20 protein-coding genes are annotated in these 21,182 nt (G+C 45.2%); 5 read left to right on the plus strand and 15 right to left on the minus strand.

What is annotated here, in order from left to right; all coding sequences use genetic code 11:
* Nucleotides 1–305 precede the first annotated feature (305 nt).
* Entirely contained in the window at nucleotides 306–2,639 is a 2,334-nt protein-coding gene (locus BSZ04_RS17745) for a hypothetical protein (RefSeq protein ID WP_088881012.1), read from the minus strand.
* A 711-nt stretch (nucleotides 2,640–3,350) separates the two neighbouring features.
* On the opposite strand from BSZ04_RS17745, the gene BSZ04_RS17750 reads away from it, so the two are divergent.
* Entirely contained in the window at nucleotides 3,351–3,965 is a 615-nt protein-coding gene (locus BSZ04_RS17750) for a 3'-5' exonuclease (RefSeq protein WP_162531073.1), read from the plus strand.
* Between the two features lie 55 nt (nucleotides 3,966–4,020).
* Here the strand turns inward: BSZ04_RS17750 and BSZ04_RS17755 are convergent, their stop codons facing one another.
* From BSZ04_RS17755 to BSZ04_RS17815, 14 genes are all read right to left on the minus strand, one after another.
* Entirely contained in the window at nucleotides 4,021–4,713 is a 693-nt protein-coding gene (locus tag BSZ04_RS17755) for an ABC transporter ATP-binding protein (protein WP_167381314.1), read from the minus strand.
* A 22-nt stretch (nucleotides 4,714–4,735) separates the two neighbouring features.
* Entirely contained in the window at nucleotides 4,736–6,019 is a 1,284-nt protein-coding gene (locus tag BSZ04_RS17760; protein ID WP_088881015.1) for an ABC transporter permease, read from the minus strand.
* A 2-nt stretch (nucleotides 6,020–6,021) separates the two neighbouring features.
* Nucleotides 6,022–7,236 (minus strand): ABC transporter permease, encoded by a 1,215-nt coding sequence (locus BSZ04_RS17765; RefSeq protein WP_088881016.1) that lies wholly within the window; start codon nucleotides 7,234–7,236, stop codon nucleotides 6,022–6,024.
* On the minus strand, nucleotides 7,233–8,504 hold the full coding sequence (locus BSZ04_RS17770; RefSeq protein WP_088881017.1) for a TolC family protein: 1,272 nt from the start codon (nucleotides 8,502–8,504) through the stop codon (nucleotides 7,233–7,235). Before BSZ04_RS17770 ends, BSZ04_RS17765 begins: the two co-directional genes overlap by 4 nt.
* Nucleotides 8,497–9,633, minus strand: a complete 1,137-nt coding sequence (locus BSZ04_RS17775; protein ID WP_088881018.1) for an efflux RND transporter periplasmic adaptor subunit — start codon at nucleotides 9,631–9,633, stop codon at nucleotides 8,497–8,499. The genes BSZ04_RS17770 and BSZ04_RS17775 overlap by 8 nt, the downstream gene beginning before the upstream one ends.
* Before the next feature lie 169 nt (nucleotides 9,634–9,802).
* Nucleotides 9,803–10,651, minus strand: a complete 849-nt coding sequence (locus BSZ04_RS17780) for an MBL fold metallo-hydrolase (RefSeq protein WP_088881019.1) — start codon at nucleotides 10,649–10,651, stop codon at nucleotides 9,803–9,805.
* 262 nt (nucleotides 10,652–10,913) lie between these two features.
* Nucleotides 10,914–11,438: a GNAT family N-acetyltransferase gene (locus BSZ04_RS17785; protein WP_088881020.1), complete on the minus strand. Its 525-nt coding sequence runs from the start codon at nucleotides 11,436–11,438 to the stop codon at nucleotides 10,914–10,916.
* Nucleotides 11,435–11,869 (minus strand): GNAT family N-acetyltransferase, encoded by a 435-nt coding sequence (locus BSZ04_RS17790; protein ID WP_088881021.1) that lies wholly within the window; start codon nucleotides 11,867–11,869, stop codon nucleotides 11,435–11,437. The genes BSZ04_RS17785 and BSZ04_RS17790 overlap by 4 nt, the downstream gene beginning before the upstream one ends.
* Nucleotides 11,870–11,886: 17 nt before the next feature.
* Nucleotides 11,887–12,492, minus strand: coding sequence for a class I SAM-dependent methyltransferase (locus BSZ04_RS17795; protein ID WP_338063143.1), 606 nt, complete (start codon nucleotides 12,490–12,492; stop codon nucleotides 11,887–11,889).
* Complete coding sequence (locus BSZ04_RS25305; RefSeq protein ID WP_231896300.1) at nucleotides 12,458–12,631, minus strand: hypothetical protein; 174 nt, start codon at nucleotides 12,629–12,631, stop codon at nucleotides 12,458–12,460. The genes BSZ04_RS17795 and BSZ04_RS25305 overlap by 35 nt, the downstream gene beginning before the upstream one ends.
* 25 nt (nucleotides 12,632–12,656) lie before the next feature.
* Nucleotides 12,657–13,286 (minus strand): class I SAM-dependent DNA methyltransferase, encoded by a 630-nt coding sequence (locus BSZ04_RS17800; protein ID WP_088881022.1) that lies wholly within the window; start codon nucleotides 13,284–13,286, stop codon nucleotides 12,657–12,659.
* A gap of 106 nt (nucleotides 13,287–13,392) precedes the next feature.
* A complete protein-coding gene (locus BSZ04_RS17805) occupies nucleotides 13,393–13,905 on the minus strand; it encodes a protein disulfide oxidoreductase (protein ID WP_038889907.1) in 513 nt (170 codons plus the stop codon).
* Complete coding sequence (locus tag BSZ04_RS17810; protein ID WP_088881023.1) at nucleotides 13,902–16,013, minus strand: protein-disulfide reductase DsbD family protein; 2,112 nt, start codon at nucleotides 16,011–16,013, stop codon at nucleotides 13,902–13,904. The genes BSZ04_RS17805 and BSZ04_RS17810 overlap by 4 nt, the downstream gene beginning before the upstream one ends.
* A gap of 67 nt (nucleotides 16,014–16,080) precedes the next feature.
* On the minus strand, nucleotides 16,081–16,479 hold the full coding sequence (locus tag BSZ04_RS17815) for a hypothetical protein (RefSeq protein ID WP_231896336.1): 399 nt from the start codon (nucleotides 16,477–16,479) through the stop codon (nucleotides 16,081–16,083).
* Between the two features lie 139 nt (nucleotides 16,480–16,618).
* On the opposite strand from BSZ04_RS17815, the gene BSZ04_RS17820 reads away from it, so the two are divergent.
* From BSZ04_RS17820 to BSZ04_RS17835, 4 genes are all read left to right on the plus strand, one after another.
* On the plus strand, nucleotides 16,619–17,518 hold the full coding sequence (locus tag BSZ04_RS17820; RefSeq protein ID WP_088881024.1) for a LysR family transcriptional regulator: 900 nt from the start codon (nucleotides 16,619–16,621) through the stop codon (nucleotides 17,516–17,518).
* A 99-nt stretch (nucleotides 17,519–17,617) separates the two neighbouring features.
* Complete coding sequence (locus tag BSZ04_RS17825) at nucleotides 17,618–18,949, plus strand: paraquat-inducible protein A (protein WP_010447377.1); 1,332 nt, start codon at nucleotides 17,618–17,620, stop codon at nucleotides 18,947–18,949.
* On the plus strand, nucleotides 18,942–20,588 hold the full coding sequence (gene pqiB, locus BSZ04_RS17830; protein WP_088881025.1) for an intermembrane transport protein PqiB: 1,647 nt from the start codon (nucleotides 18,942–18,944) through the stop codon (nucleotides 20,586–20,588). The genes BSZ04_RS17825 and pqiB overlap by 8 nt, the downstream gene beginning before the upstream one ends.
* Nucleotides 20,588–21,157 (plus strand): PqiC family protein, encoded by a 570-nt coding sequence (locus BSZ04_RS17835; protein ID WP_088881026.1) that lies wholly within the window; start codon nucleotides 20,588–20,590, stop codon nucleotides 21,155–21,157. Before pqiB ends, BSZ04_RS17835 begins: the two co-directional genes overlap by 1 nt.
* Nucleotides 21,158–21,182: the final 25 nt, after the last annotated feature.

Below are 21,182 nucleotides of genomic sequence, written 5' to 3' on the forward strand. Positions count from 1 at the left end.
TGCCTAACACCAGAGCAGTCTGTTTTTTATACTTTCTTCGTTACTTGAATAACATTGGTATTGCTTCACATTGAACATGAAGGAATTTCATGGTTTGAATTTTTGGGGTTGTTTGAGACCGAGATAATGAAACGCAGCGATTGCTACGCCTCAAACTTGTAGATGAAGAGATGGTTGGTTTTGAGTGCGGTAACTAAAAAGAACTATCACGAAGTGATTGAAAGTGAGGTAAGGAAAAAATCATTCCGAATGATTGTTCAGAAAATAGTGAAGTAAAGAGGCTCCGCTCGGAGCCCTTACTTATTCTAATCCTTAGACTGCCTTTTTATAGGATAACCCTCCCAGTACTTACTGAAGTCGCTATGCTCATGTAATGTAAATATCATTGTGGAGTTTGGTCCACCTAATAAATTACATGGTGCGATAATTACAGGTTTAGGAATATTTCTTTTTAATAATCCTGTTACTAAACTCGGCCCATATATTACATGTTTACGCTCTTTGTAATCGCAATATGTAAATTCTAGAATATCGAACTCATTCTTTAACGTTGATTTCAATACATAGTGCTTGGGGAAGAAACGATGAATATCCGACTTAACTATGGCCTTCTTTAACCTAACTGCACATGCCGTCATCGTATCTAGAGAAGGAAAAGAACTTTCATCTCTAAAATGGTCAATGCCGTTTCTTACTTCTGCTAACTTAGACCTATTTATTAGATTAACGATGCTCTCTAAATCATCTTTGTATAGCTCTAATTGAGTTACGTCGTAATCAGCCCAAGCTTGAGTATGACGAAATGGAAAAGGAATCAAATCTTGATAAATAAACCTAGGTATGCCACTTTCTGGTCGTTTTAGCTCATCTCTAGACTTAGATGCAAGCTCCTCTACCCAAGAAACAAGAAGTGACAGATAATGAAGTAGAACCCCCAGAGCATTATCACCATTTTGAGACCAACTGATGTCATTATCGCTAATCAACGTCCTACTCACGCACTTTCTTGCCTCCAGAATATCGAACTTAAACCTAGCAGGTGAATAATGGTCATATGCTAACAACCACGTATTATATGCAATGAACTTATCCAAAAATTCTTCAAGTGAAACAAATAGATTAACCCCGCTAGAACGAATTCTTTCCCTATCGTCTTCTGTACTGATTCTGTCTAACTCTGTAAGTTGATTTTCAAAGTTAGTAAGCCTTTTCAGTAACCTCTCTAACAAATCATCATATTGAGATGGCGTATAACCAATTTTCCACATGAGCCGGTCAATAGAGCTTTTAGAAGACTCCTGAACTAAGTTCGTAGACAACTTAACCGCCGTACATACGTGCTTTGTAAGAATACTACTAGTTAAAACTAAATGAGATAAAGCTTTTTCAGGTCCGTAGGTTTGGATATAACTAACTAAAGCATCTTTTTTACTCAGCCCCGAAAACTCCCTCAGCTTCCATTCGAGTTCGCTTTCCAAACCATTTTTTTCATAGCCGGATAGAATCAACGAAACCAAATGCATCATTGGAGCCGGCATTTTTGACCTGATACCCAATGATGAAATCTGACATGGGGAGTTGATCGCCTCATTAGAAGACACGTATTTCGGATCTCTTATTTCGGAGGTTGGAACATTAATCTCTTTTGTTGATATTAGATAGTCTATATACTCAATTATATCATTATCTTCTAAACTAAGTATTAGTTGCAATTTTTGTTCACTAGATAGTTTTTCAACGATAACTTCGGTGCGATTTTTTTCAAGTTCCGACGTACTTTCACATTGTTTTAGCAACTTCCTCAAATGACTTTTATGGATTCCATTCAAAGCGTGACATGTTAAAGCACTAAGCTCTTTTCCCGTAATTGTATCACATACTGTTTCAAGCAAAAATGCATACTCTCTACGTATAATAGTTTCGCTTTCTTCAAGATTCTTTAACGACAGATGCCAATTAGTACGTCCCCCTAATGCGTTTCCTAATTTTTCGGAGATTTTCGAGTAATAAGAGACCACTGGTGTATTAGGGTCGGGAATCAATGCTGTGGGGTGAGCTTGATCACAGCTAACACTAGCACAATGCCACATTGGAATTGTAAGAGAAGGATAAACAGAACGACGCTCTTTGGATCTTATAATACCAAGTGGTCCAATCAAATAATATCCACATTGATATATTCCGTCTGGAGTATTCTCTAAAAGATTCAAAACATCTTCTTTATATAAGTACTTTGACGGCTCCGGATAAAGGCTGTTATATTTATTATACAACTCATTACCAAACCGATGTGGATATTTTATCTTCCCACTTATCACTTCAGACTCTAACAAATTTGCGATACCATCAATATCACAACTCAAATAGTCATAGAAGATCTTATGATGGTAAAAATAGCCAAACGCTGCAAGGTAGAAGTTGGGATTTTTAGATTCCATCTCCTCTCTAAAATGTATATTTAGCAATCTATCAGAAGAATCATTAAATACAACCAAATCTCCCCAAAGGCTTGATGCTTGATAGTCTTTAGTATAATAAGCATTTTTCCATGCTCGACTTAAAGAATAAAGTCTACAAAGTTGGTCTGTTGAATCTAGGCTCTTCAAATACTTTAATGTTTCGGATGGTTGTTTCCACATAGAGTTCTCTTATTATAATTAATTTTCATTTAGTTTATAAAAAATCATTTTTTACCGATATTTAAATGAAACAAAACGTCGGTAGTAGAAATAATTGTACTTAATATAGTTCAAAGACAACACAGTCTTTGCCTACTGTAGCAATTCCATTCAAGGCTATTCGGATCTATGTTTTTAGCAGAAGCGGTAATGCTCTTTAGCTTTAAAGTAGAAAAATGTAGATACCTAAAGCCATACCACTTCCTGCTGTGGCCTTACTTTTTAAATCAAGAAATGACAAAAAATCATCCATCTCTCGATGAATAGTAAATATTTAAATAAATCTATACGGCTGTATAAACCTAGATTTATCCTACATTGTGCATATTAAGAACCAACCCTCAATGCAAATAATCAATCGTATCAACAATATAATTTAGTTGCATAATGCTTGGTAATTAATGAGATAAACTTCTAAGTTTTTCCAAATTCTTTTCGTATAGACGAGCTTTCCCTTGCGTTACACCATCACTATTAACAACTAGCAGCACTATAAAGTAGATAGCTATTGGTAAAACGAAGATGTAAACGATTAACAGCTTTATCAAACAATTGGTTATCTGTTTATCTTGGCTTCCCTAGATTTCTCACGCAGCTAACACCTCCCACTCCTTCCCTTTTCCACCACTTTCAACGATACTCTTGCGCCTTATTGTTCAGTTGGAAAACTTCATGCCTCAAGCTAACTCCGTTGTCGTACTCGACTTTGAAACCACAGGTCTGTCTCCGAATATGGGTGATCGCGCAATTGAAATCGGTGCGGTTAAGATCGTTGATGGTGAGGTGGTCGATAGTTTTCAGCAACTTATGAATCCTGGCTTTCGTGTTAGCTCATTTATTGAGGGCTACACCGGCATTACCAATAACATGCTACGCACCGCGCCGAGCTGTGATGAAGTGATGGCTTCGTTTAGTGAATTTATTGCGGGAGAGAATCTTATTGCGCACAACGCGTCGTTCGATAAGCGATTTCTGGATGCAGAGCTAGAGCGAATCGGCTGTGGTTATTCTGGCGAGTTCGCTTGTTCTTTGTTGGTAGCAAGACGCCTTATCCAAGATGCGCCGTCACACAAGCTGGGTGAATTGGTTCGTTACAAGAACATTGAAAACGATGGTGTATTCCACCGCGCGTTAGCCGATGCTCAGGTAACGGCAAAGCTGTGGTTGCTGATGGTAGAAGAGCTTGAGCAATCGGGCATTGCAGCGCCAAGCTTCAAGTTTATGCAGACGGTAAGTAAAACAGCGAAAGGAAAAGTGGACCAGCTACTGGCTAAAAGCCGCGCTTAATCCACTCGAATACTCACGCTTCACTGTTCGAGAGTTTATCTCCAACACTGGGGCGTTATTGCGGAACCCTATCCGAAATCACCTTGCCATCTTTGATGGTGATGATACGTTTGGTGCGCTCTGCAAGGGCGTTATCGTGCGTCACGATGATCAAGGTTCTGCCTTCAGCGTGGAGCTGATTGAACAAGGCTTCAATCTCTGCGCCGGATTTCGAATCCAATGCCCCTGTAGGTTCATCCGCTAAGATGAGTTGCGGATCGTTGACCAAGGCTCTTGCAATCGCGACCCTCTGTTTTTGACCGCCAGAAAGCTGGTTTGGTTTGTGGTCGAGACGATCCCCTAGCCCCACTTGTTCTAACAACTTCGCGGCACGTTGACGGCGCTCTTTGGCTTTGATGCCAGAGTAAACCAACGGCAGCGCCACGTTATCCAATGCTGTTGCGTATTCCAACAAGTTAAAGCTTTGGAAGACAAACCCAATCTTTTGGTTGCGAATACCCGCTAGCTCGTTCGCGCTTAAACTTGCCACGTTTTGACCACCTAGTTGGTACTCGCCATCGGTTGGTTTATCTAAGCAGCCGAGCATGTTCATTAGCGTTGATTTTCCCGAGCCAGACGGGCCAAGAATCGAAAGAAACTCACCTTGATTGATGGTTAAGTCAACGCCGTCTAGTGCGCGTACTTCCGCCTCTCCGCTTGAGTAGTATTTGCAGATGTTGGTTAGCTCAACAAGTGGTTTGTTCGACATCTTCTCTCCAGAATTCTTATTATTATTCACTTTGCAGTGCCTCCAACGGGCTCACTTTGGCAGCTCGGTTTGCAGGCAACCAAGCGGATGCAACGCCGATGATCACCAAGGTGGTAATCACAATCGCAACAACAATCCATGACAGCTCTGGGACTGGCTTGCCAAGGTGCTCATAGAACACGTTACCTTCTAGGTTGATGGCGCTGATTGCCGATACCAACGCGTAAGTCACGCCTAATCCCAATACGCCACCTAACATCATGGTCATCAGTGATTGCACCAAGTAGTGCAAGCGAATCGCCGTTGGTGTAGCACCGACCGCCATTCGCACGCCGATATCTCGGGTTGAACGCTTCACAGTCGCGTACATAACGTTGGCGATCCCCACACCCGCTACGGCAAGGGTCACAAAACCGATAATGCCCAGAAAGCTTTGCAGGCCAATCAAGAACTGCTGCATGCTTTTCTGTTTGAGGAACATGTCTTCCACTTGCACCACTTGCTCATCACTCACACTGGCGCCGTGTTTACGAGCAATCACCTGACGAATGGTCTTTGCCAATTTTTCACGATCAGCATGAGCTTGCGGCTCGACGTTGATGCCACCAATATCGCCATTAGTATGAAAACGCTGCCACGTTGCTAACGGCACAAAGCTGGAATAGTTGATTTGGTCGCCCTGCTCTATCTCGGCACTGCTCTTCTTCAATACACCAATCACGGTGAATTCTTCGCTGCCAATCTTGACCTTTTCCCCTACGGGATCGGTTTGTAGTGTCACTGGCGCGAACCAGCTAAAGTCATCGACAGGGTTGAACAAGTCAGCCGCGAGCGAATAACCCAATACGACTACTTTGCGCATCTGCTTTTGGTCGAGTGGATTTAGCCAACGTCCGCCATCCATTGGTGTTAGGTTGGTCATTGATGCAAAGTCTGTAGTGACGGCTAATGGTTCTTGCCATGAACCTCGGTCGCCCACGGTAATGCGCTCATTCCAAATTGCGGTGGGAGCAACACTCTTCACTTCTGGAAGGGCTTTGACCACATCAGTATCGTCGACTTTTAAGGTTAAGAATTTGCCTTGGTGAAAAGCGCCATAATCGACTGTCGCCATACCACCCGTTAGGTAAATCAGGTTCCCGTTACCATTTTGCGCGGTTCTTAATACGCCCTGACGAATGCCCTCGCCCACGGCCAGCATTGCGGCGATACACAAGGTCGCCCATGCCACAGCAAGAATGGTTAAGCCCAAGCGAAGCTTCTCTGCCGCCATTTCCTGAAAGATTTGTCTCATTGGTAGCAACATGATTATGCCCTCGCACTCAAAGCAATTACTGGAGTAAGTCGCGATGCTCGTCTCGCCGGGAAGTAAGACGCCAACAACGCCAGAACCAGCGTGACTAACAGTGACCAAGCAATGGAATCCGGTGTGATTACAGGAAAACCTAACCATTCAGGCAAGGTGATGGAGCCTAACAACGCGACCACCATATACGCGAATAACAGGCCAAGTGCGGTGCCGACAGCTACCAAGAACAAGCCCTCAAGAATGAACTGGCTAAGGATGGATTTTTGTGTTGCGCCTATTGCCAAGCGCACGCCGATTTCTCGCGTTCGCTCTGTCACTGAGAGAAACATAATGTTCGCGACACCAAGTGCTCCAACAGCCATGGTCATTGCGCCACTTGCCCCAAGGAAGATTTGAATGCCTCGGAAGATACCCGTGATTAGCGCAGCACCTTCACTAAAGTCCGGTAGGTTGATCGCTTCTTTATCGGTTGGGTCAAAGTGCAATTGCTTGGCGTAGAAATTCACTATGGCTTGTCGGAAAGCGGGACCATTCATGCCTTTTGTTGGCTTAAGCAATAGCATCCACGGTTTAGCATCCCACAAATCGAGATACGTGGTTTGTGGAATAAACACTTTGCGGCTGTCGCCGAATGAAATGCCTGCGTCTTCATCTTTGATGATACCAATCACCAAGAAGGGAATACCGTTCACTTTAACCATTTGCCCGATGCCGATTTCACCCATCTTGGCAATTTGATCGCCGAGTACAGCAACACGCGTGTGGTTAGCGATATCAGTTGGTGACAGGTTGCGCGAGCCAGACTCCAACTTACGTTGAATGAGGGAGAAGTAAGACGGGTCAATACCGCTGACGTTGCTGGTCAGGTTCTGCCCTTTGTCATTGGTGACGCTCGCATCCCATTTGGCATAAACGCTCGACGCAGCCTCGACAAAGCCGGACTGCTTAATCATATCGACTTTGTCTTGCGGGATCTGAATTTGACGCCTTGAAGGTAAGCCGTGCCATGGTTTGCTGGTGCTCGACGGAAACGCGATTTGAACGTTGTTGACCATAAACGACAGCTGCTGGGTTTGATGGCGATAAAAGCCCTCACCCAATGCAATCAGCACCACCACGGATATCACGCCCCAAGCAATGGCAATGATGGCAAGCATGCTTTTCATGCGATGCGCCATCAGCGTTTGCCATGTTTGTTGCAATAAACTGGTCATGAATTAAAAGCTCGGGAGATCAGTGCCATGGTGTCGTCGTCTAACTTGCCTGCAGTTTGCAGCAAACCGATACGCTGACGCCAGTAGTTGTATAAGTTGCTTTGCAGGCTATTTTTGGCCTCGAACAAGTTGTTATGCGCGCTAATGACTTCCGATACTTCTAACATACCCGCATCGTAAAGTTTCTCTTTGCTGCGCAGCACTTTTTCACGTGAGGTAACCAGTTCGTTTGCCATCAAGACTTGGTTCCAGTTGATGTCAACTTGAGTAAATTGCTGAATCACGCGCTTTTGAATGTCGATTTCGACTCTGCGTAGATCTTGTTTGGCACTGAGGATATTCAAGGATGCTTCGTCAACTCTTGCACGAGTTGCGCCATTCAGATCGATCGGCACGCTTAGGGTAATGCCCGCGTTGAATTCACCATCTTTGCGTCGGTCATCATCGTTATACCCAACGTTCCCTTTTACGGTTGGGTAGTAACCACCTTGAGCCGAGTCTTTGGCAAACTCACTGGCTTTGACATTTTGCGTAGCCACTAACAGCTCTGGACTGCTGTCTTTGGCAAGCTTTAACCATTGCTCTTGAGAATCCACCATCATTGGCGGTTGAATAAGAGAATCTGTGCGAATTTGGTCAACGCTTTGTGGGATCTGGTTGATCAGTGCAGCTAGTGCGGCGCGTTTGACTTCCAGATCAGAGCGCGCACTCAAAATGCCTGCTTTGTCTGCGACTTGAGTTGCACGAATTTCTTCCACGTCCACCGATTTAACCTTACCCGCGAGGTAACGCTTCTCGATGATCTTCAGCAGTTTGTTGCCTTCTTCCAGTTTGGATTGCGCCAATTGCAAATCACCTTGTGCGCTCGCGACATCCAAATACGATGAAAGCAGTCTTTGTGCTAGTTCATTGTGTGATTGAGTCAGTTCTAATTGAGCCTTGATGTAGTTGGCATTGGCTTGATCCAAATCTGACCATAAGCTGCTGTCCCAAATAGTTTGAGAAAGCGATGCACCGTAGCTGTTGGTGTTATCGGCAGATTCACTCCAACTCGCCGATGCTGTTGCACTCAAACCTGGCAGTAATGAACTGCGGCTCGCATCTACACTGACTTCACCGAGTTGCACTCCAATCTTGGCTTTCTCGTAATTTGGGTCACTCTGTTTCGCTTGTTGCCACGCTTGCTCAATGGAAATCGCATTGCTTGGTAAGCTGAGTGTTGCGGCTAATATCGCGCAGCCAATTTTAGACAGATTCAGCTTAGCCATGCGTCGCTCCCATCATCATGCTGTTATCAATGATCTCTTCGTCTAGTTCCACACCATCCAATACTTCAACGTTAATGCCATCTGATAAGCCAAGTTTCACTTGTTGTTTATGGAATCCTTGCTCAGAGCTGTCTGGAACCAACACGCTCGGCGCATCACCATCAAACTGAAGTGCTCGCTCTGGCAGCGTTAAAACGTTCTCTGATTTCTTCAGCGTGATTTGCGCTGTCGATGAGAAACCCGAACGCAGCATCACTTCTTTAGGGATTTTCAACTCACCCACTTCTACCCCAAATCCGTTATCGAAGCTTTTTGCCGATGCATTGCCTTCTGGCGAGTTTAAGTTCTCTGATTGAATCGCAACTTTGGTCAGCACGCCGGAGATTTCTACATCTGGATACGGCGCAACGGTCAGCAATACCGGCATACCCGGAGAAAGCTGCGCGGCATCATGCTCGCTTACGCTGCCTTTGAAGATCAGGCTGTTCATGTCGGCCAGAGACATCATTTCTGTCGCGGCTTGGCTGGATTCGGTTGAGATAATTGGTTCACCAACTTCCACCTTGCGGTTCAATACTGTGCCGTCAATCGGTGCGTAGATGGTAGAGGTCAGACGCGCATTGCCGATCGATGCTTCACCACTGCGGATCAATTCGAGGTTCTGGCGTTTTTGAAGCACGTTCGCTTGAGCCGATTTTACCGTCGAGCGCGCACTAACGTATTCATCGTAGTTGCTTGGAATGATGTCTTGCTTCACCAAGCTTTCTAAGTTGGCGAGCTTTTGCTTAGCCGATTCGAGGTCTGCTTCGCTGCGCATCAAATCCGTAGATGCATCCGTAAGTGCCTGTGGGGTCGGGTTCGGACGAACCTTAATCAATGGCTGACCTTGTTTCACTTTCTCGCCAACTTTCACGTAGATTTCGCCGACGATGCCGTCGATTTGCGACTTAATAGAAACCGAGTGCGCCGGGACAATGTTGCCCACTGCGACTGCTTGTTTTTCAATGGTTCCCTTTTCCACGACCAGAGTCGGAAACGCCTCTGGTTGAGCCGAAGATTGCAGATAGAAATACGCACCGCCGCCAAGCAGCGCAACGCTCACAGCAGAGACAAGCCAAGTTTTTGCCATTATTGATTCCAATTATTGTTTTATAGTCTTGTGACCATCTCATGATCACAAAGTTCTGGGATAATATCGGCTTTAACGTCCTGAATTTGTCGCATTTGGTAAGACTATGTAAGGCAGGATTGACAATAAACAAAATGAATAACTGGATTTAGTAAATCACCATGAAAATTTATAGGTTTACGCTGCGACCTGTCGGTAAATGTTCTAGACGATCCTCTAACACTTCTTTTAACAGCCCGTACGCCTTCATACCGGTGCAATGCCCCGTATAAAACTTATCAATCGAATACTCTGATAATGCTCTACCCAGTGCTCTAATATCGTCTTTGGTGCCACCAATACCATTCAACACGGGCAGGCCTACGAGATGAAAGCCACCAACTACCGCTTTGATTGTGCTGTTTGGAAACAACTCAATGGCGGTTTCAACCATGTTCAGTACTCCGCTGTGGGCACATCCCGTGAACACAACCAAGCCATCTTCTTCCTTGATCACCAAAAGTAACTCGTGTTCAAAAGCGTCTTGCTCATAGCTGCCAACTTTCGATTGGGTATAAAGGTACTGATTGCCTTTAGGTTGTGGGTACTTGTCGCTGATCTTGGTAATAACATGAACATTCGGGGCAACTTGCGTCGTTTCGCGTACTTGCACTATGCGGTCATTTGTTGTGTCTAGCAAAGCTTTGTCGATACCAACATCGCTTTTAAAACCAAAGGCGCGAAAGTAGTAATCCTGTTCTTTACATGCCTTCAAGTAAATGCGAGCGGTGTCATTCTGCTTCAAGAAGTGGGACGCTCCGTTGCAATGGTCATGATGTCGATGAGAAATAACGGCGAGATCCACTTCTTGAATATCAATATTTAGTAAAGGCGCGTTATCGCAAAACGTTCTACCACTGCCCATATCGAAGAGCAGCTTTGTGCCTAAAGTTTCGATATGCAGTGATAAACCGCGTTCGACACAGAGATCGGTTCTGCCCTCAACACGAGAATTATCAACGAGAGTGGTAACGATCATGGTGCCTCCTAGTGGCGTTGAACAGCTTTAGCGGGAGGGACAATAACGAGATTTGATGCTTCTAGAAAAAAGTAATGCTAATTGTGTGATTAGACAGAGGTTTACGACATCAGTTTTCAATCACCTTCGATTCTTACTCTATTTTTAATCCACTTAGCCCATCAAGGGACCTTTCTCTGATCCATTGATGTGGAGTCATCCAGACGAGCAGGTGCAATAACGCCTAAACAACAAAAGCCCAAAACACATATTTTGGGCTTAGTTAATCTTCTAACCACATATCTAAGCAGTCTTGTGGATTGGCGCTGAGCGCTGGAAACACAGCATGTTCCTTCAACAACCCTTGTTTCTTAAATCCACATTTTTCGAGCACGCGAATACTGGCTTGATGGTCGATATGTGGAGCTGTATGAATCTGCTCGACTCCGATACTTTTCAGATATTCAGTGCCGAGCTGACACGCCTGAGTCGCATATCCTTTACCTTGATAATTTCTAGAGATCCCAAAGTGAATTTCGCTACTGCTTTTTTCAGGGATTAACACCAAGCAACCAATGGGGACTTGAGAGGCAATTTCTTCGATTGCTAGTACCAAGATATTAGGGTGAGCCAACTCGTACTGGCTTCGCCATCTATTGATAGCTTGCAATGTTCGAGTTGAGCTTAGATGGGCTTGTCGATTGAGATACAAACACGTTTGCTCATCGCCAAGGTAGTTTTCAAACAAAGGCACCGCGTCCGATTCTTCAATATGACGAATTGCCACGTGTTGCGCTTCTAATCTCACTGACTCTCACCTTTATACACGTCTGGGTTCCATATCTGCATAAAATTCTCGACAGGCTCGATAGGCTTAAAGCCGCACTGCTCATACAGACCATGAGCATCACGCGTTGCAAGAATCATCCTTCGCAAACCTTGAAGGTCTGGGTGGGAGACAATTTCAGAAACCAACCATTTACTAATGCCTTGCCCACGGAACTCTGGGAGCACGAAAACATCGGCAAGATAAGCGAAGGTGGCTTTGTCAGTAATAAGGCGAGCAAATGCGACTTGTTGATTCGACGCAGTGAACACTCCGAAGCAAAAGGAGTTTCGTACCGCTTTATCTAGCGTGTCTCTCGGCACTCCTTTCGCCCAATAGCTCTGTGAAATGAAGTGATGGATGCAATCCAGATCCATCTCTTCAAAGGCAGTGCTAATGCGATATCCTTGCATGGTGTTCTCCCAATAAATCAAAGCTTCTCTGCGACGCAAATTAGGTTGTTTGAATTTTCAGAAAACTTCTCTTCTGCCCAAGAACTGTATTTCTCGGTAATACTTAACCCCGCCAGAGCAAGAAACGCTTCAATTTCAGATAACTTTCGATACTTCAAATCAATGCTTGAGTGTGTTGTTGACCCATCTTGGTAGTGACGTTTTTTCTTCAAATAAAGGATTGCACTTTCAGCGTCATAACGTTCGCTCATTCCCATGTACTTCACTTCGCCTCTGTCGGGCAATTCATAGGTTTGCCACAGGGACATTTCAGCATCAATTTCCAAGTTATCCGGCGTTGGTAAACGGGTATCAAAGATAAAACGCCCACCTCTATTGAGGTGATTAGAAATCGAATTAAGGACGCCAACTAGCATCTCATCGGAGAGGAAAGCTTGGAAAGCGTTGCCCGTCATAATCGCCATGTCGAAGCGTTTATCGAGAGAGAATTGAGTGGCATCCTGTTGCAAGAAAGAAAGGTTATCTAATCCCTGCGCTTTTCGTTTAGCATGTTTTAACATCCCCTCGGCAATATCAATACCGACAGCATTATCGAGCTTCTTCGCGACAGGTATGGTGACAATACCCGTACCACAGCAAACTTCGAGCTCCCATCGCGGTAATGTGCTTTTGTATCAGAGCGATATCATCTTCGTAATGTTTATCATACTGAGCATCGTATTCCATGCCTGATGCAAACTCACTGAGATCTTGTGTCTTCAAAAACAGCCCCTGTTTATCTAATTTATTAACTTGGCTTTCTTAGCTCTAAGAGCAGGTAACGACATACATAACCTGCACCTGATGTGTAGCCGACGAGGTTTTCCAAAGACACCACTTCTAGCCCTGCATTTTCGCTGAATTCGCGGACTTCTCTCTCGGTGTAAGCCGTATGTACCACCGTGCCACTATAGGTGTTTCTTGGGAGGTCTTTTCCTTCTGGGTCGTGACATTGGAAACTGATAAAACAGCGTCCGTCAGCATTGAGCTTGTTGGCAACGCATTGAAGTAGCGATTGCGGATTGGTAAGGAATTCCGTGAATCCGAGAGCGGTAATGATGTCGAAGGTTTGATTGAAAACCGGAGAGAAAGGCTGGTCGAGATTATGAACGTTGACGCTTTGATAGAGGTTTGTTTCGCGTGCTTTATCGACCATTTTGGATGAAATATCCAAACCGTGTAGAATAACGTCCGGGTAATGCGTTTTGATGACCTCCCCAATACTGCCAGTGGCGCAAGCCAAATCAAGAGCAGAAGCTTGTTGGAGATTGAGTGCTTTTAGCTTTCCATCTATCCAGCGCGGACCAACATATTGGCTGTCTTCGATTAATTTCTGATAGCGCTCAGATACTTCATCATACATTTTAGCAACGTCCATGATTCCTCCTTGATCTTTGAACGTTTGCCAATGTAGCACGCCATGCTCACCTGCACACTTATGTCATTGTAAAAGCGTGAAAAAAGTCGACGTGCTACACATTGATTTAGGCCATCCAGATCCTTGCTAAAATGCCTATTGGTGTCGTAACACCTGTGGTGATTGAGCTTACCTTTCCATCTTTTAATACATAGATAGTCGGCGTCACGCTGATGCTCCATTCTTGCATAATGCTGCTTTTCGGATCGTTGATGTTGTCGAACTGGTAGTCTTTCGCCTGCATGAACTTTTGTACGCGCTCTTCCGGTCCGGATGCGCCGGATACTGCAACCACTTCATAGTAATCGCTTAACCAACTCACGCTTGGGCTAACAAACTTACACGCCGGACACCAAGTTGCCCAAAAGTACACAACCACTGGTTCTTCATGACTTTTGGCAATCACATCGACAAACTCGCCATCGGCCATGATCGCACTCAGAGGCGGTGCTTGCTCTTTAGGGATGTCTTTGGTGCGGTACCAATCCATGGCGACCGAAATCACGGTCACCATGAGCACCATTTGCAACGCTTGACTAAGCCAGTATTTGAGCGACTTGCGCTTTTTTACTGTGTTCACTTAATCGTGCCTCCGCTCGCTTGTTCGATGGCTTTCACCACTACATCGTCAGTCAAAATCACTGGTAGAGGAATCCCCTCTGGCGCAGCTGGACCATAAACGATATTAAATGGCACACCAAAGCGACCATGTGCACGCAAGAAGTCGGTCACTGAGCCATTCGGATGTGTCCAATCGCCTTTCAGTGTCGCCACGTTCGGGCTTTGCAACAGTGAGTAAACCGGATCTTGCCAGATCACGCCGATCTTGTTGGCTTTACAAGTCACACACCAATCTGCGGTAACATCGACGAACACCACACGTCCATTCTTCACGTGGTCTGCAATCGCTTCGTTTGACAGTTTTTCCCAAGCCAAATCTTGTGGCAATGGCGTTGCCCAGTGATTGGCAGTCACACTGCCTAGTACAAGACCACCAGCAATCAGTACCAGTGATACCGTGCCGGAAATTGCCAACGCTTTATTGCCATAAATACGTTTAACACGCGTCATGATAACGATGAACGCAACCAAGCCGATCAGGATGACCCAAAATACTGGCAAGTGATTCGCCATCAATGACAACAACCATGCACTGGTTGCCAACATCATTATGCCGAATACGATTTTCACGACATTCATCCATTGACCTGGTTTTGGCAGTTTCAACGCAATGCCCGGGAAGATAGCCACTAAGATCCAAGGCAGTGCCATGCCCAAAGCTAAAGCAGTGAAGATAGCAAACAGAGTCACCACGTCTGCACCCAGCGCAAACGCAACAGCAGTGCCTAAGAAAGGTGCTGAACAAGGCGTTGCTAACAGAGTCGCGAACATACCTTGCACGTAATGCCCAAATAGCGAGTTATCGCCCTTCGACGCTAACCAAGTGTTGGTACCTGATGACAGGCGAATCTCAAACAAGCCAAGCATGTTGGCACCAAACAGTCCAGTCACCAACAGCATTAGACCTAAGAACCAAGGGCTTTGGAATTGAACGCCCCAGCCGATGGCGTTACCAGTGAGCTTCAGCACTAAGATAAAGCCAGCCAGTAGCCAGAACGAAGTCAGAATACCCAGCGAAGAAGCCACGAATTGAGTGCGAATTTGGCGACGTGCAACCCCTTGTGCCGCTACGATGCTGCTTAGCTTCATGCCCAATACTGGTAGCACGCAAGGCATGATGTTGAGAATCAAACCACCGAGTAACGCGAACAAGAAAATGTTCACCAAAGACGTACTTGGCAAAGTTTGCGTGATAACGCCTGCTTTTGCTTGCGCGGTTTCTTGCGCAAGTAAGTTGTTGTCTTTGATTGAGACGTAAACCGATTGGTTATCCAGCTCTACATCACCCAACCAAGTATTCACTAGGTAGTTTACGGTAAGTGTATTGCCCTCTTGATGCTGTCCTTCTAATTTGAAGCTGTAATCGCTGGTTGCTTCATCGACACCATCAACCAACACTTCAGGTTTTTGCCAACCTTGTGAGTTAGTCAGTTTGATTTGTAGCTTAGATTGGTTTGCATCCCAATTTGCTTCTGTCACTTCAACAAATGGCGACGCTTGAGGCACACTGCTGACCGCTTGCGCGTAAGTGAACATCACTCCTTCATCAACTTGTAGGTCGGAAGGTAGGAAAGACAGTTGAATGTGGTAATCGGTTAGTACACAAATGGTGGTACATGAAGACAGGGTCAGCGTCGCATCAATCGTCACTGGTTTGTTCATGTCTTCGACGTGCAACGTCATTGGGAAGACGGTGTCACCTTTGTAGCCTAGCGTCTCGATACCAAGCAGCTCGTATTTCTGCGGGTACGGCCATTGCCAATCCACTTTGGTTAGGTTTTGCGACTTTTCCCAATCAATGGAAGGAGCAACACCGCCCTCACCCGGCGAACGCCAGTAAGTTTTCCAATCACCGATCAGTTTGACATCAAGGTAACCAGTGAGTGTGTTGGTATTTGGATCTTGCTGGCCCGTTAAGACAAAGCGCGTTTGCACAGGTGGATGCTGCGGGTTGGTCAGCCATCCCGTGTCTGTCGTTTGTGCTTGTGCAATTAGCGAGAATAAGCTCAGTGCCAGCGTCATGATAAGCATCAACGCGGCTTGAGTCGTTTTTTTCATGTGGTTCATAGTTATTCCTAGTTAAAAACAAGTGTAGAAAAAGACTGACGATTCGAAACTCGTCAGAAATCACTTGTCATTCGCGGAATACACACAGGGTGAGATGGACTCGATACTTTTGGGCTATCGGTTCGGTCCATTGTCTTTTGCTGGCGAACGCACAACAGCGCCACACGACAAGCGCAAAAATGCCAACAAATAATACAACGACCAAGGTTTCCAGTTGTTGTTGAGCAAATTGAATCAGCTTTTCAGACAGCTCACATTTACTCGTGTCATGCCCTTTTTCTGCTTTTACGATTTTAACTTCATCGCCGACAACCGCAGAAGTCGAACTTGCGTCATATTGCATGGCACAGCTGAACATCAAGCCAGAATTTTTCATCAGACACACCACAATCACCCAGCCTATTAGCGCTAGGAGCCATTTGCCCTGTTGTCGTGACGCAGCAGATTGTAAGGTGGATGAATGCATTCTAACTTCGATAAATGTGGAAACGCCGGAAATCATACGCAAGTTAGCATAAACCTCAAGTGGTATGATTTTTTGCGTCGCTCTCATTGGTAACTAATTATGATAGTCTTATGACTACCGTTTCCGTAAATAATTCAACATGCTCAATAAAGTTAATCTTGCTGATATTCGCTCGTTCGTTTTGATCGCTCAACTGGGTAACTTCACCAAAGCGGCAGAAGCACTTTCTGTCTCTCGTTCTCATGTGTCTCGCCAAATCAGTGGGCTTGAAGCACAGATGGGCGTGACCTTGCTGACCCGCACCACACGAACACTGCGTCTAACTCATGCTGGTGAACGTTTCTATCAAGAATGTGAGAAAGCACTGCACGATATCGACCAAGCGTTAATCGCCGCGGTCGACGACACTCAAGAAGTGCGTGGTTTGATTCGCGTAAACTGTGTGGGTGGCTACATCGGTGAAGACATCATTGCCAAATACGTCAATGAGTTCATGTTGGAATACCCGAACATTACGGTCGATCTCGACTTCTCTTCGCCACGCATTGATTTGATTGAAGATCAGTTTGACGTGGCGATTCGCATGGGCGAGTTGGAAGACGCAGGCTTTGTCGCACGTAAGCTGATGATGATTGATATGGTGACGCTTGCAAGCCCGAGATACCTGAAGACTTACGGCGAGCCGGTCACCCCAAAAGAGTTAGCCAAACATCGCACGCTAACGGGCTCAGTCACTCGCTGGAGTTACCGCAACGTTGCTAACCCGAAAGAGCACAGCGATGTGATAGTGAAAGGTAATCTGCGTTGCAAGAACGGACGAGCACTTGTGATGGGCGCATTACACGGTAATGGAATTATTCGTGTGCCACTGAGTTACTGTGACGAGGAAGTCGAGCGAGGCCAACTGGTTAAAGTGATGCCGGAATGGGAGATCCCGTCTGTGCCGCTGTCTGCCATCTTCCATCGTGATCGCTACCAACCTAAACGTCTTCGTACCTTCATCGACTTCGTTAAAGCCAAATTTGAGCAGGATTTTTAGTAACGAATGTAAGAAGAGAGCAAAACAACCCAGCTAAAACAAGCGCATATCGATAAAAAGGGTTATTCTTAGTTATTAAAAGTACGAAATAATAATTGAATGAGCATTCAACCTAATTCTCGCCAATTGATCGCCTGTGAAGAATGCGGCCTAGTTGTCCGTATTCCAGATATACAGCAAGGTCAAAAAGCACAGTGTCCACGCTGCGAGCACTCACTAACAAAAGTTAACGCTAAACCCTATCAAAGTGTAGTGGCGGTATCGATCGCTAGTTTGATCATGTTGGTTTTGAGCATTTCATTTCCATTCATGTCATTTAGCGTTCAAGGGCTCACACAAGAAATAACGTTAATGCATGCAGCCAAAATGCTGGCTGAGTTTCACAACGTTTTACTTGGTGTCCTTTTACTGGCTACCGTAGTCGTGTTACCTGCCATATATGTCGGTCTGATATTGTTCCTTCACTTGGAAGCATTGAAATCAACGAAGCACCCATTAAGCAAAAAGAAAACGCGTATGGCAAAAGTGCTGTGCCGGATTTTATTCCGGGTGGAACCTTGGCTAATGGTCGATGTATTTCTGATTGGTGTATTGGTTAGCCTGATTAAAATCGCCTCTCTCGCAGATGTCGGTATGGGCAGCTCATTCTGGGCATTCTGCGTGTATACGGTGTTAGTTGTTAAATGTATTTCTATGGTCGATAGAAGCTGGCTCTGGGGGCACTTCATTGCGGCGGTAGAGCTACCAAGTGTAAAAGAAGGCGACACTCACCACAGCGAGAATCACATCGGCTGCCACACTTGTCATCAACTGAACCCTATTGAAGATAAAAAACACCAGAAGTGTATTCGCTGCCAAAGCCCAGTGCATAAGTACGATCCCATAAACAACCTGCAAAAAGCCTGGGCACTATTGTTTGCGTCGATCATTTTCTATATCCCAGCCAACTTATACCCAATGATGTATACCGTCAGCCTTGGTCATTCCGAAGGTTCAACAATCATGGAAGGTGTCGTGCTGCTGTGGCAACTGGGCTCTTACCCGATTGCTGCAGTTATCTTCTTCGCTAGTGTATTTATCCCGATGGCCAAAATGCTCGCGCTGGCCTGGTTGTACTACAACGCCCAAAAAGCACAATACTTACCTCCGGAAGAGAGTATCTCGCGTTTAAAAGTGTACCGTATGACCGAGTTCATTGGCCGTTGGTCAATGATCGATATCTTTGTCGTCGCCATCTTAGTGGCTTTAGTGCAACTACAGAACTTAATGGCAATATACCCTGGCCCTGCAGCACTCTCTTTCGCTGCAGTGGTCATTTTTACCATGCTCTCTGCAATGATTTTTGACTCGCGTTTATTGTGGCAACTTCCACAAAAACAAGCGCAGGAGCCAATAACAGATAACTTAACTGAGAAAGCTAAATATGAGTGATGAGAACAAAATAACCGCTCAAATAACCCCACAAAAGCAGATATCTGCGATTTGGATTATCCCAATTCTTGCATTGGCAATGGGCGCATGGATGCTGTTTCAGTACGTCAACAGTACCGGGCCAGAAATCACCCTAAAACTTCCAACCGCAGAGGGTATTGAAGTCGGAAAAACCGAGATCAAAGCTCTAAACGTTAAGGTTGGGGTGATTACCGATGTAAAACTGAGCAAGGACTATGACCACATCATTGCCACCGCACAGATGAATAAAGATGCTAAGCGCATGCTTCGCGAAGACTCGATGTTTTGGGTGGTAAAACCTCGTATCGGTCGTGAAGGCGTATCGGGCTTAGAAACACTGCTTTCCGGTGCTTATATTCAGCTTCAACCTGGTAAATCAAACATAGAGCAAGAGCACTTTGATGTGTTAGATGTTCCACCTGTCGCCGCTCCTGATGCGGAAGGTTTACGAGTAGTACTGACCAACCGAGAGGCAGGTAAACTGGGCATTGGCGATCCGGTTATCTACAAAGGCTTTACTGTCGGTCGTGTTGAAACTACAAGTTTTGATGTTGATACTCGCCGTGCACTATACCAACTGTTTATCTTCAAGCCATACGACAGTCTCATTCGAACTAAAACACACTTTTGGTTGAGCTCTGGCGTCGATCTTCAGTTAAACGCTGAAGGCTTCGAAGTCAAATTCGGCTCCTTAGAAACGTTGATCACCGGCGGTGTGACATTTGATACGATTCCAGGAATTGGAGATGGTGCAGAAGTCACTGAAGACATGACAAAATTCCGTTTATTCGATGACGTGAAACAGGTTCGTGAAGGCATGTATGACGAGTACATTCAATTCGTTATGATGTTTGAAGAATCGGTTCGAGGGTTGAAACGCAAAGCACCTGTTGAGTACAGAGGCCTAAGAATTGGTACTGTGATGAAAGTGCCTATGCGCATGCCAACCCCTGAGGAAGATTTTTCCGCAAAGAAAATTCCAGTATTAGTACGTATCGAATTGGGTCGAGTTTATGACAATCTTCCAGTAGATAAACTTCCGCTGTTTAAAGGCAAGTTAAAAGAAGAGTTTAAGAAAGGCCTTCGCGGCACGCTAAAAACTGGTAACTTGCTGACTGGTGCATTGTATATTGATACAGACTTCTACCCCGAGGAAGCCCCATACGTAGCAAGTACTTTCGAGGGCTTAGATGTGTTCCCTACAAAACAAGGGGGCTTTGCTCAAGTACAACGACAGGTTAATGACTTCCTAACTAAGATCAACAATCTACCAATGGAAGATACATTGCTTTCCCTAAACAAGACGCTAAAGACCTCCGAGAAGACATTAGCATCTGCAGAGCGTGTCGCGAGCAGTATCGATAAGTTGCTAAATCAACAAGACACTAAAGCAATACCAGCGGATATTCGTCAAAGCCTGCAGCAGTTGCAAAAGACACTTGATGGCTATGGCCCGAACTCAACGATGTACAGCGAAATGGAATCAACGTTGAAAGAGCTAGAGAAAGTGATGACCGAGTTCAGGCCCGTCCTGCAGCAATTGAACGATAAGCCAAACTCACTTGTATTTGGTAAAGATGAGATGAACGACCCAATGCCAGTTAGAGGACAAAAATAATGAAACGTAGAATTTTATTGATCTCTGCCCTACTCGCTGGCTGCAGTAGCGCTCCGCAAAAAACCGATGCCTTTTATGTGTTGCCAGAGTTAAGCGCAGCAAACATTAATAGCACCCTAGTAGTCCAACGCACTCCGCTCATTGTTCGTCCTGTCGAGTTAGCCAGTTATCTCGCTGATAGCGGAATTGTGTATCGCACATCAGAAACTCAGATTGTTCAAGCAAAGCACAATCAATGGGCACACAGCATTTCTGAGCAGATCACTTCTCGCGTGATTAACGAACTACGAACCAAACAAACGCAATACTGGCCTGTTGAAGTCAACAACTTGCTCGATCAGAGTCACGAAAGCAAACTTCAGCTTTCTCTAAGCAAGTTCAACGGTAACTTTGAAGGCAATGCGGAGCTCGAAGGCGAATGGTTAATTATTGATGCGAATGGCAAAGTGACAAACAGCGCGCCAGTAAACATCAATGTTCCCTTGCAAAACGACGGCTACGACGCACTTGTTGATGCACTTTCTGAAGGCTTAAGTAATCTAACAGACCAGATAGCCGCTAAGCTGTAATCGGCCATGCCAAAAAAACAAAGCC

This window comes from Vibrio rotiferianus (assembly GCF_002214395.1).
Lineage (GTDB): Bacteria > Pseudomonadota > Gammaproteobacteria > Enterobacterales > Vibrionaceae > Vibrio > Vibrio rotiferianus.

What these genes read in the sequence shown, in the direction of transcription:
- BSZ04_RS17755 (WP_167381314.1), bottom strand. Translation starts at nt 4,713, where the DNA reads ATGTCGAACAAACCACTTGTTGAGCTAACCAACATCTGCAAATACTAC.
- BSZ04_RS17775 (WP_088881018.1), bottom strand. Translation starts at nt 9,633, where the DNA reads ATGGCAAAAACTTGGCTTGTCTCTGCTGTGAGCGTTGCGCTGCTTGGC.
- BSZ04_RS17770 (WP_088881017.1), bottom strand. Translation starts at nt 8,504, where the DNA reads ATGGCTAAGCTGAATCTGTCTAAAATTGGCTGCGCGATATTAGCCGCA.
- pqiB (WP_088881025.1), top strand. Translation starts at nt 18,942, where the DNA reads ATGAGTGATGAGAACAAAATAACCGCTCAAATAACCCCACAAAAGCAG.
- BSZ04_RS17760 (WP_088881015.1), bottom strand. Translation starts at nt 6,019, where the DNA reads ATGTTGCTACCAATGAGACAAATCTTTCAGGAAATGGCGGCAGAGAAG.
- BSZ04_RS17825 (WP_010447377.1), top strand. Translation starts at nt 17,618, where the DNA reads ATGAGCATTCAACCTAATTCTCGCCAATTGATCGCCTGTGAAGAATGC.
- BSZ04_RS17745 (WP_088881012.1), bottom strand. Translation starts at nt 2,639, where the DNA reads ATGTGGAAACAACCATCCGAAACATTAAAGTATTTGAAGAGCCTAGAT.
- BSZ04_RS17810 (WP_088881023.1), bottom strand. Translation starts at nt 16,013, where the DNA reads ATGAACCACATGAAAAAAACGACTCAAGCCGCGTTGATGCTTATCATG.
- BSZ04_RS17780 (WP_088881019.1), bottom strand. Translation starts at nt 10,651, where the DNA reads ATGATCGTTACCACTCTCGTTGATAATTCTCGTGTTGAGGGCAGAACC.
- BSZ04_RS17800 (WP_088881022.1), bottom strand. Translation starts at nt 13,286, where the DNA reads ATGGACGTTGCTAAAATGTATGATGAAGTATCTGAGCGCTATCAGAAA.
- BSZ04_RS17835 (WP_088881026.1), top strand. Translation starts at nt 20,588, where the DNA reads ATGAAACGTAGAATTTTATTGATCTCTGCCCTACTCGCTGGCTGCAGT.
- BSZ04_RS17815 (WP_231896336.1), bottom strand. Translation starts at nt 16,479, where the DNA reads ATGCATTCATCCACCTTACAATCTGCTGCGTCACGACAACAGGGCAAA.
- BSZ04_RS17765 (WP_088881016.1), bottom strand. Translation starts at nt 7,236, where the DNA reads ATGACCAGTTTATTGCAACAAACATGGCAAACGCTGATGGCGCATCGC.
- BSZ04_RS17790 (WP_088881021.1), bottom strand. Translation starts at nt 11,869, where the DNA reads ATGCAAGGATATCGCATTAGCACTGCCTTTGAAGAGATGGATCTGGAT.
- BSZ04_RS17820 (WP_088881024.1), top strand. Translation starts at nt 16,619, where the DNA reads ATGCTCAATAAAGTTAATCTTGCTGATATTCGCTCGTTCGTTTTGATC.
- BSZ04_RS17750 (WP_162531073.1), top strand. Translation starts at nt 3,351, where the DNA reads ATGCCTCAAGCTAACTCCGTTGTCGTACTCGACTTTGAAACCACAGGT.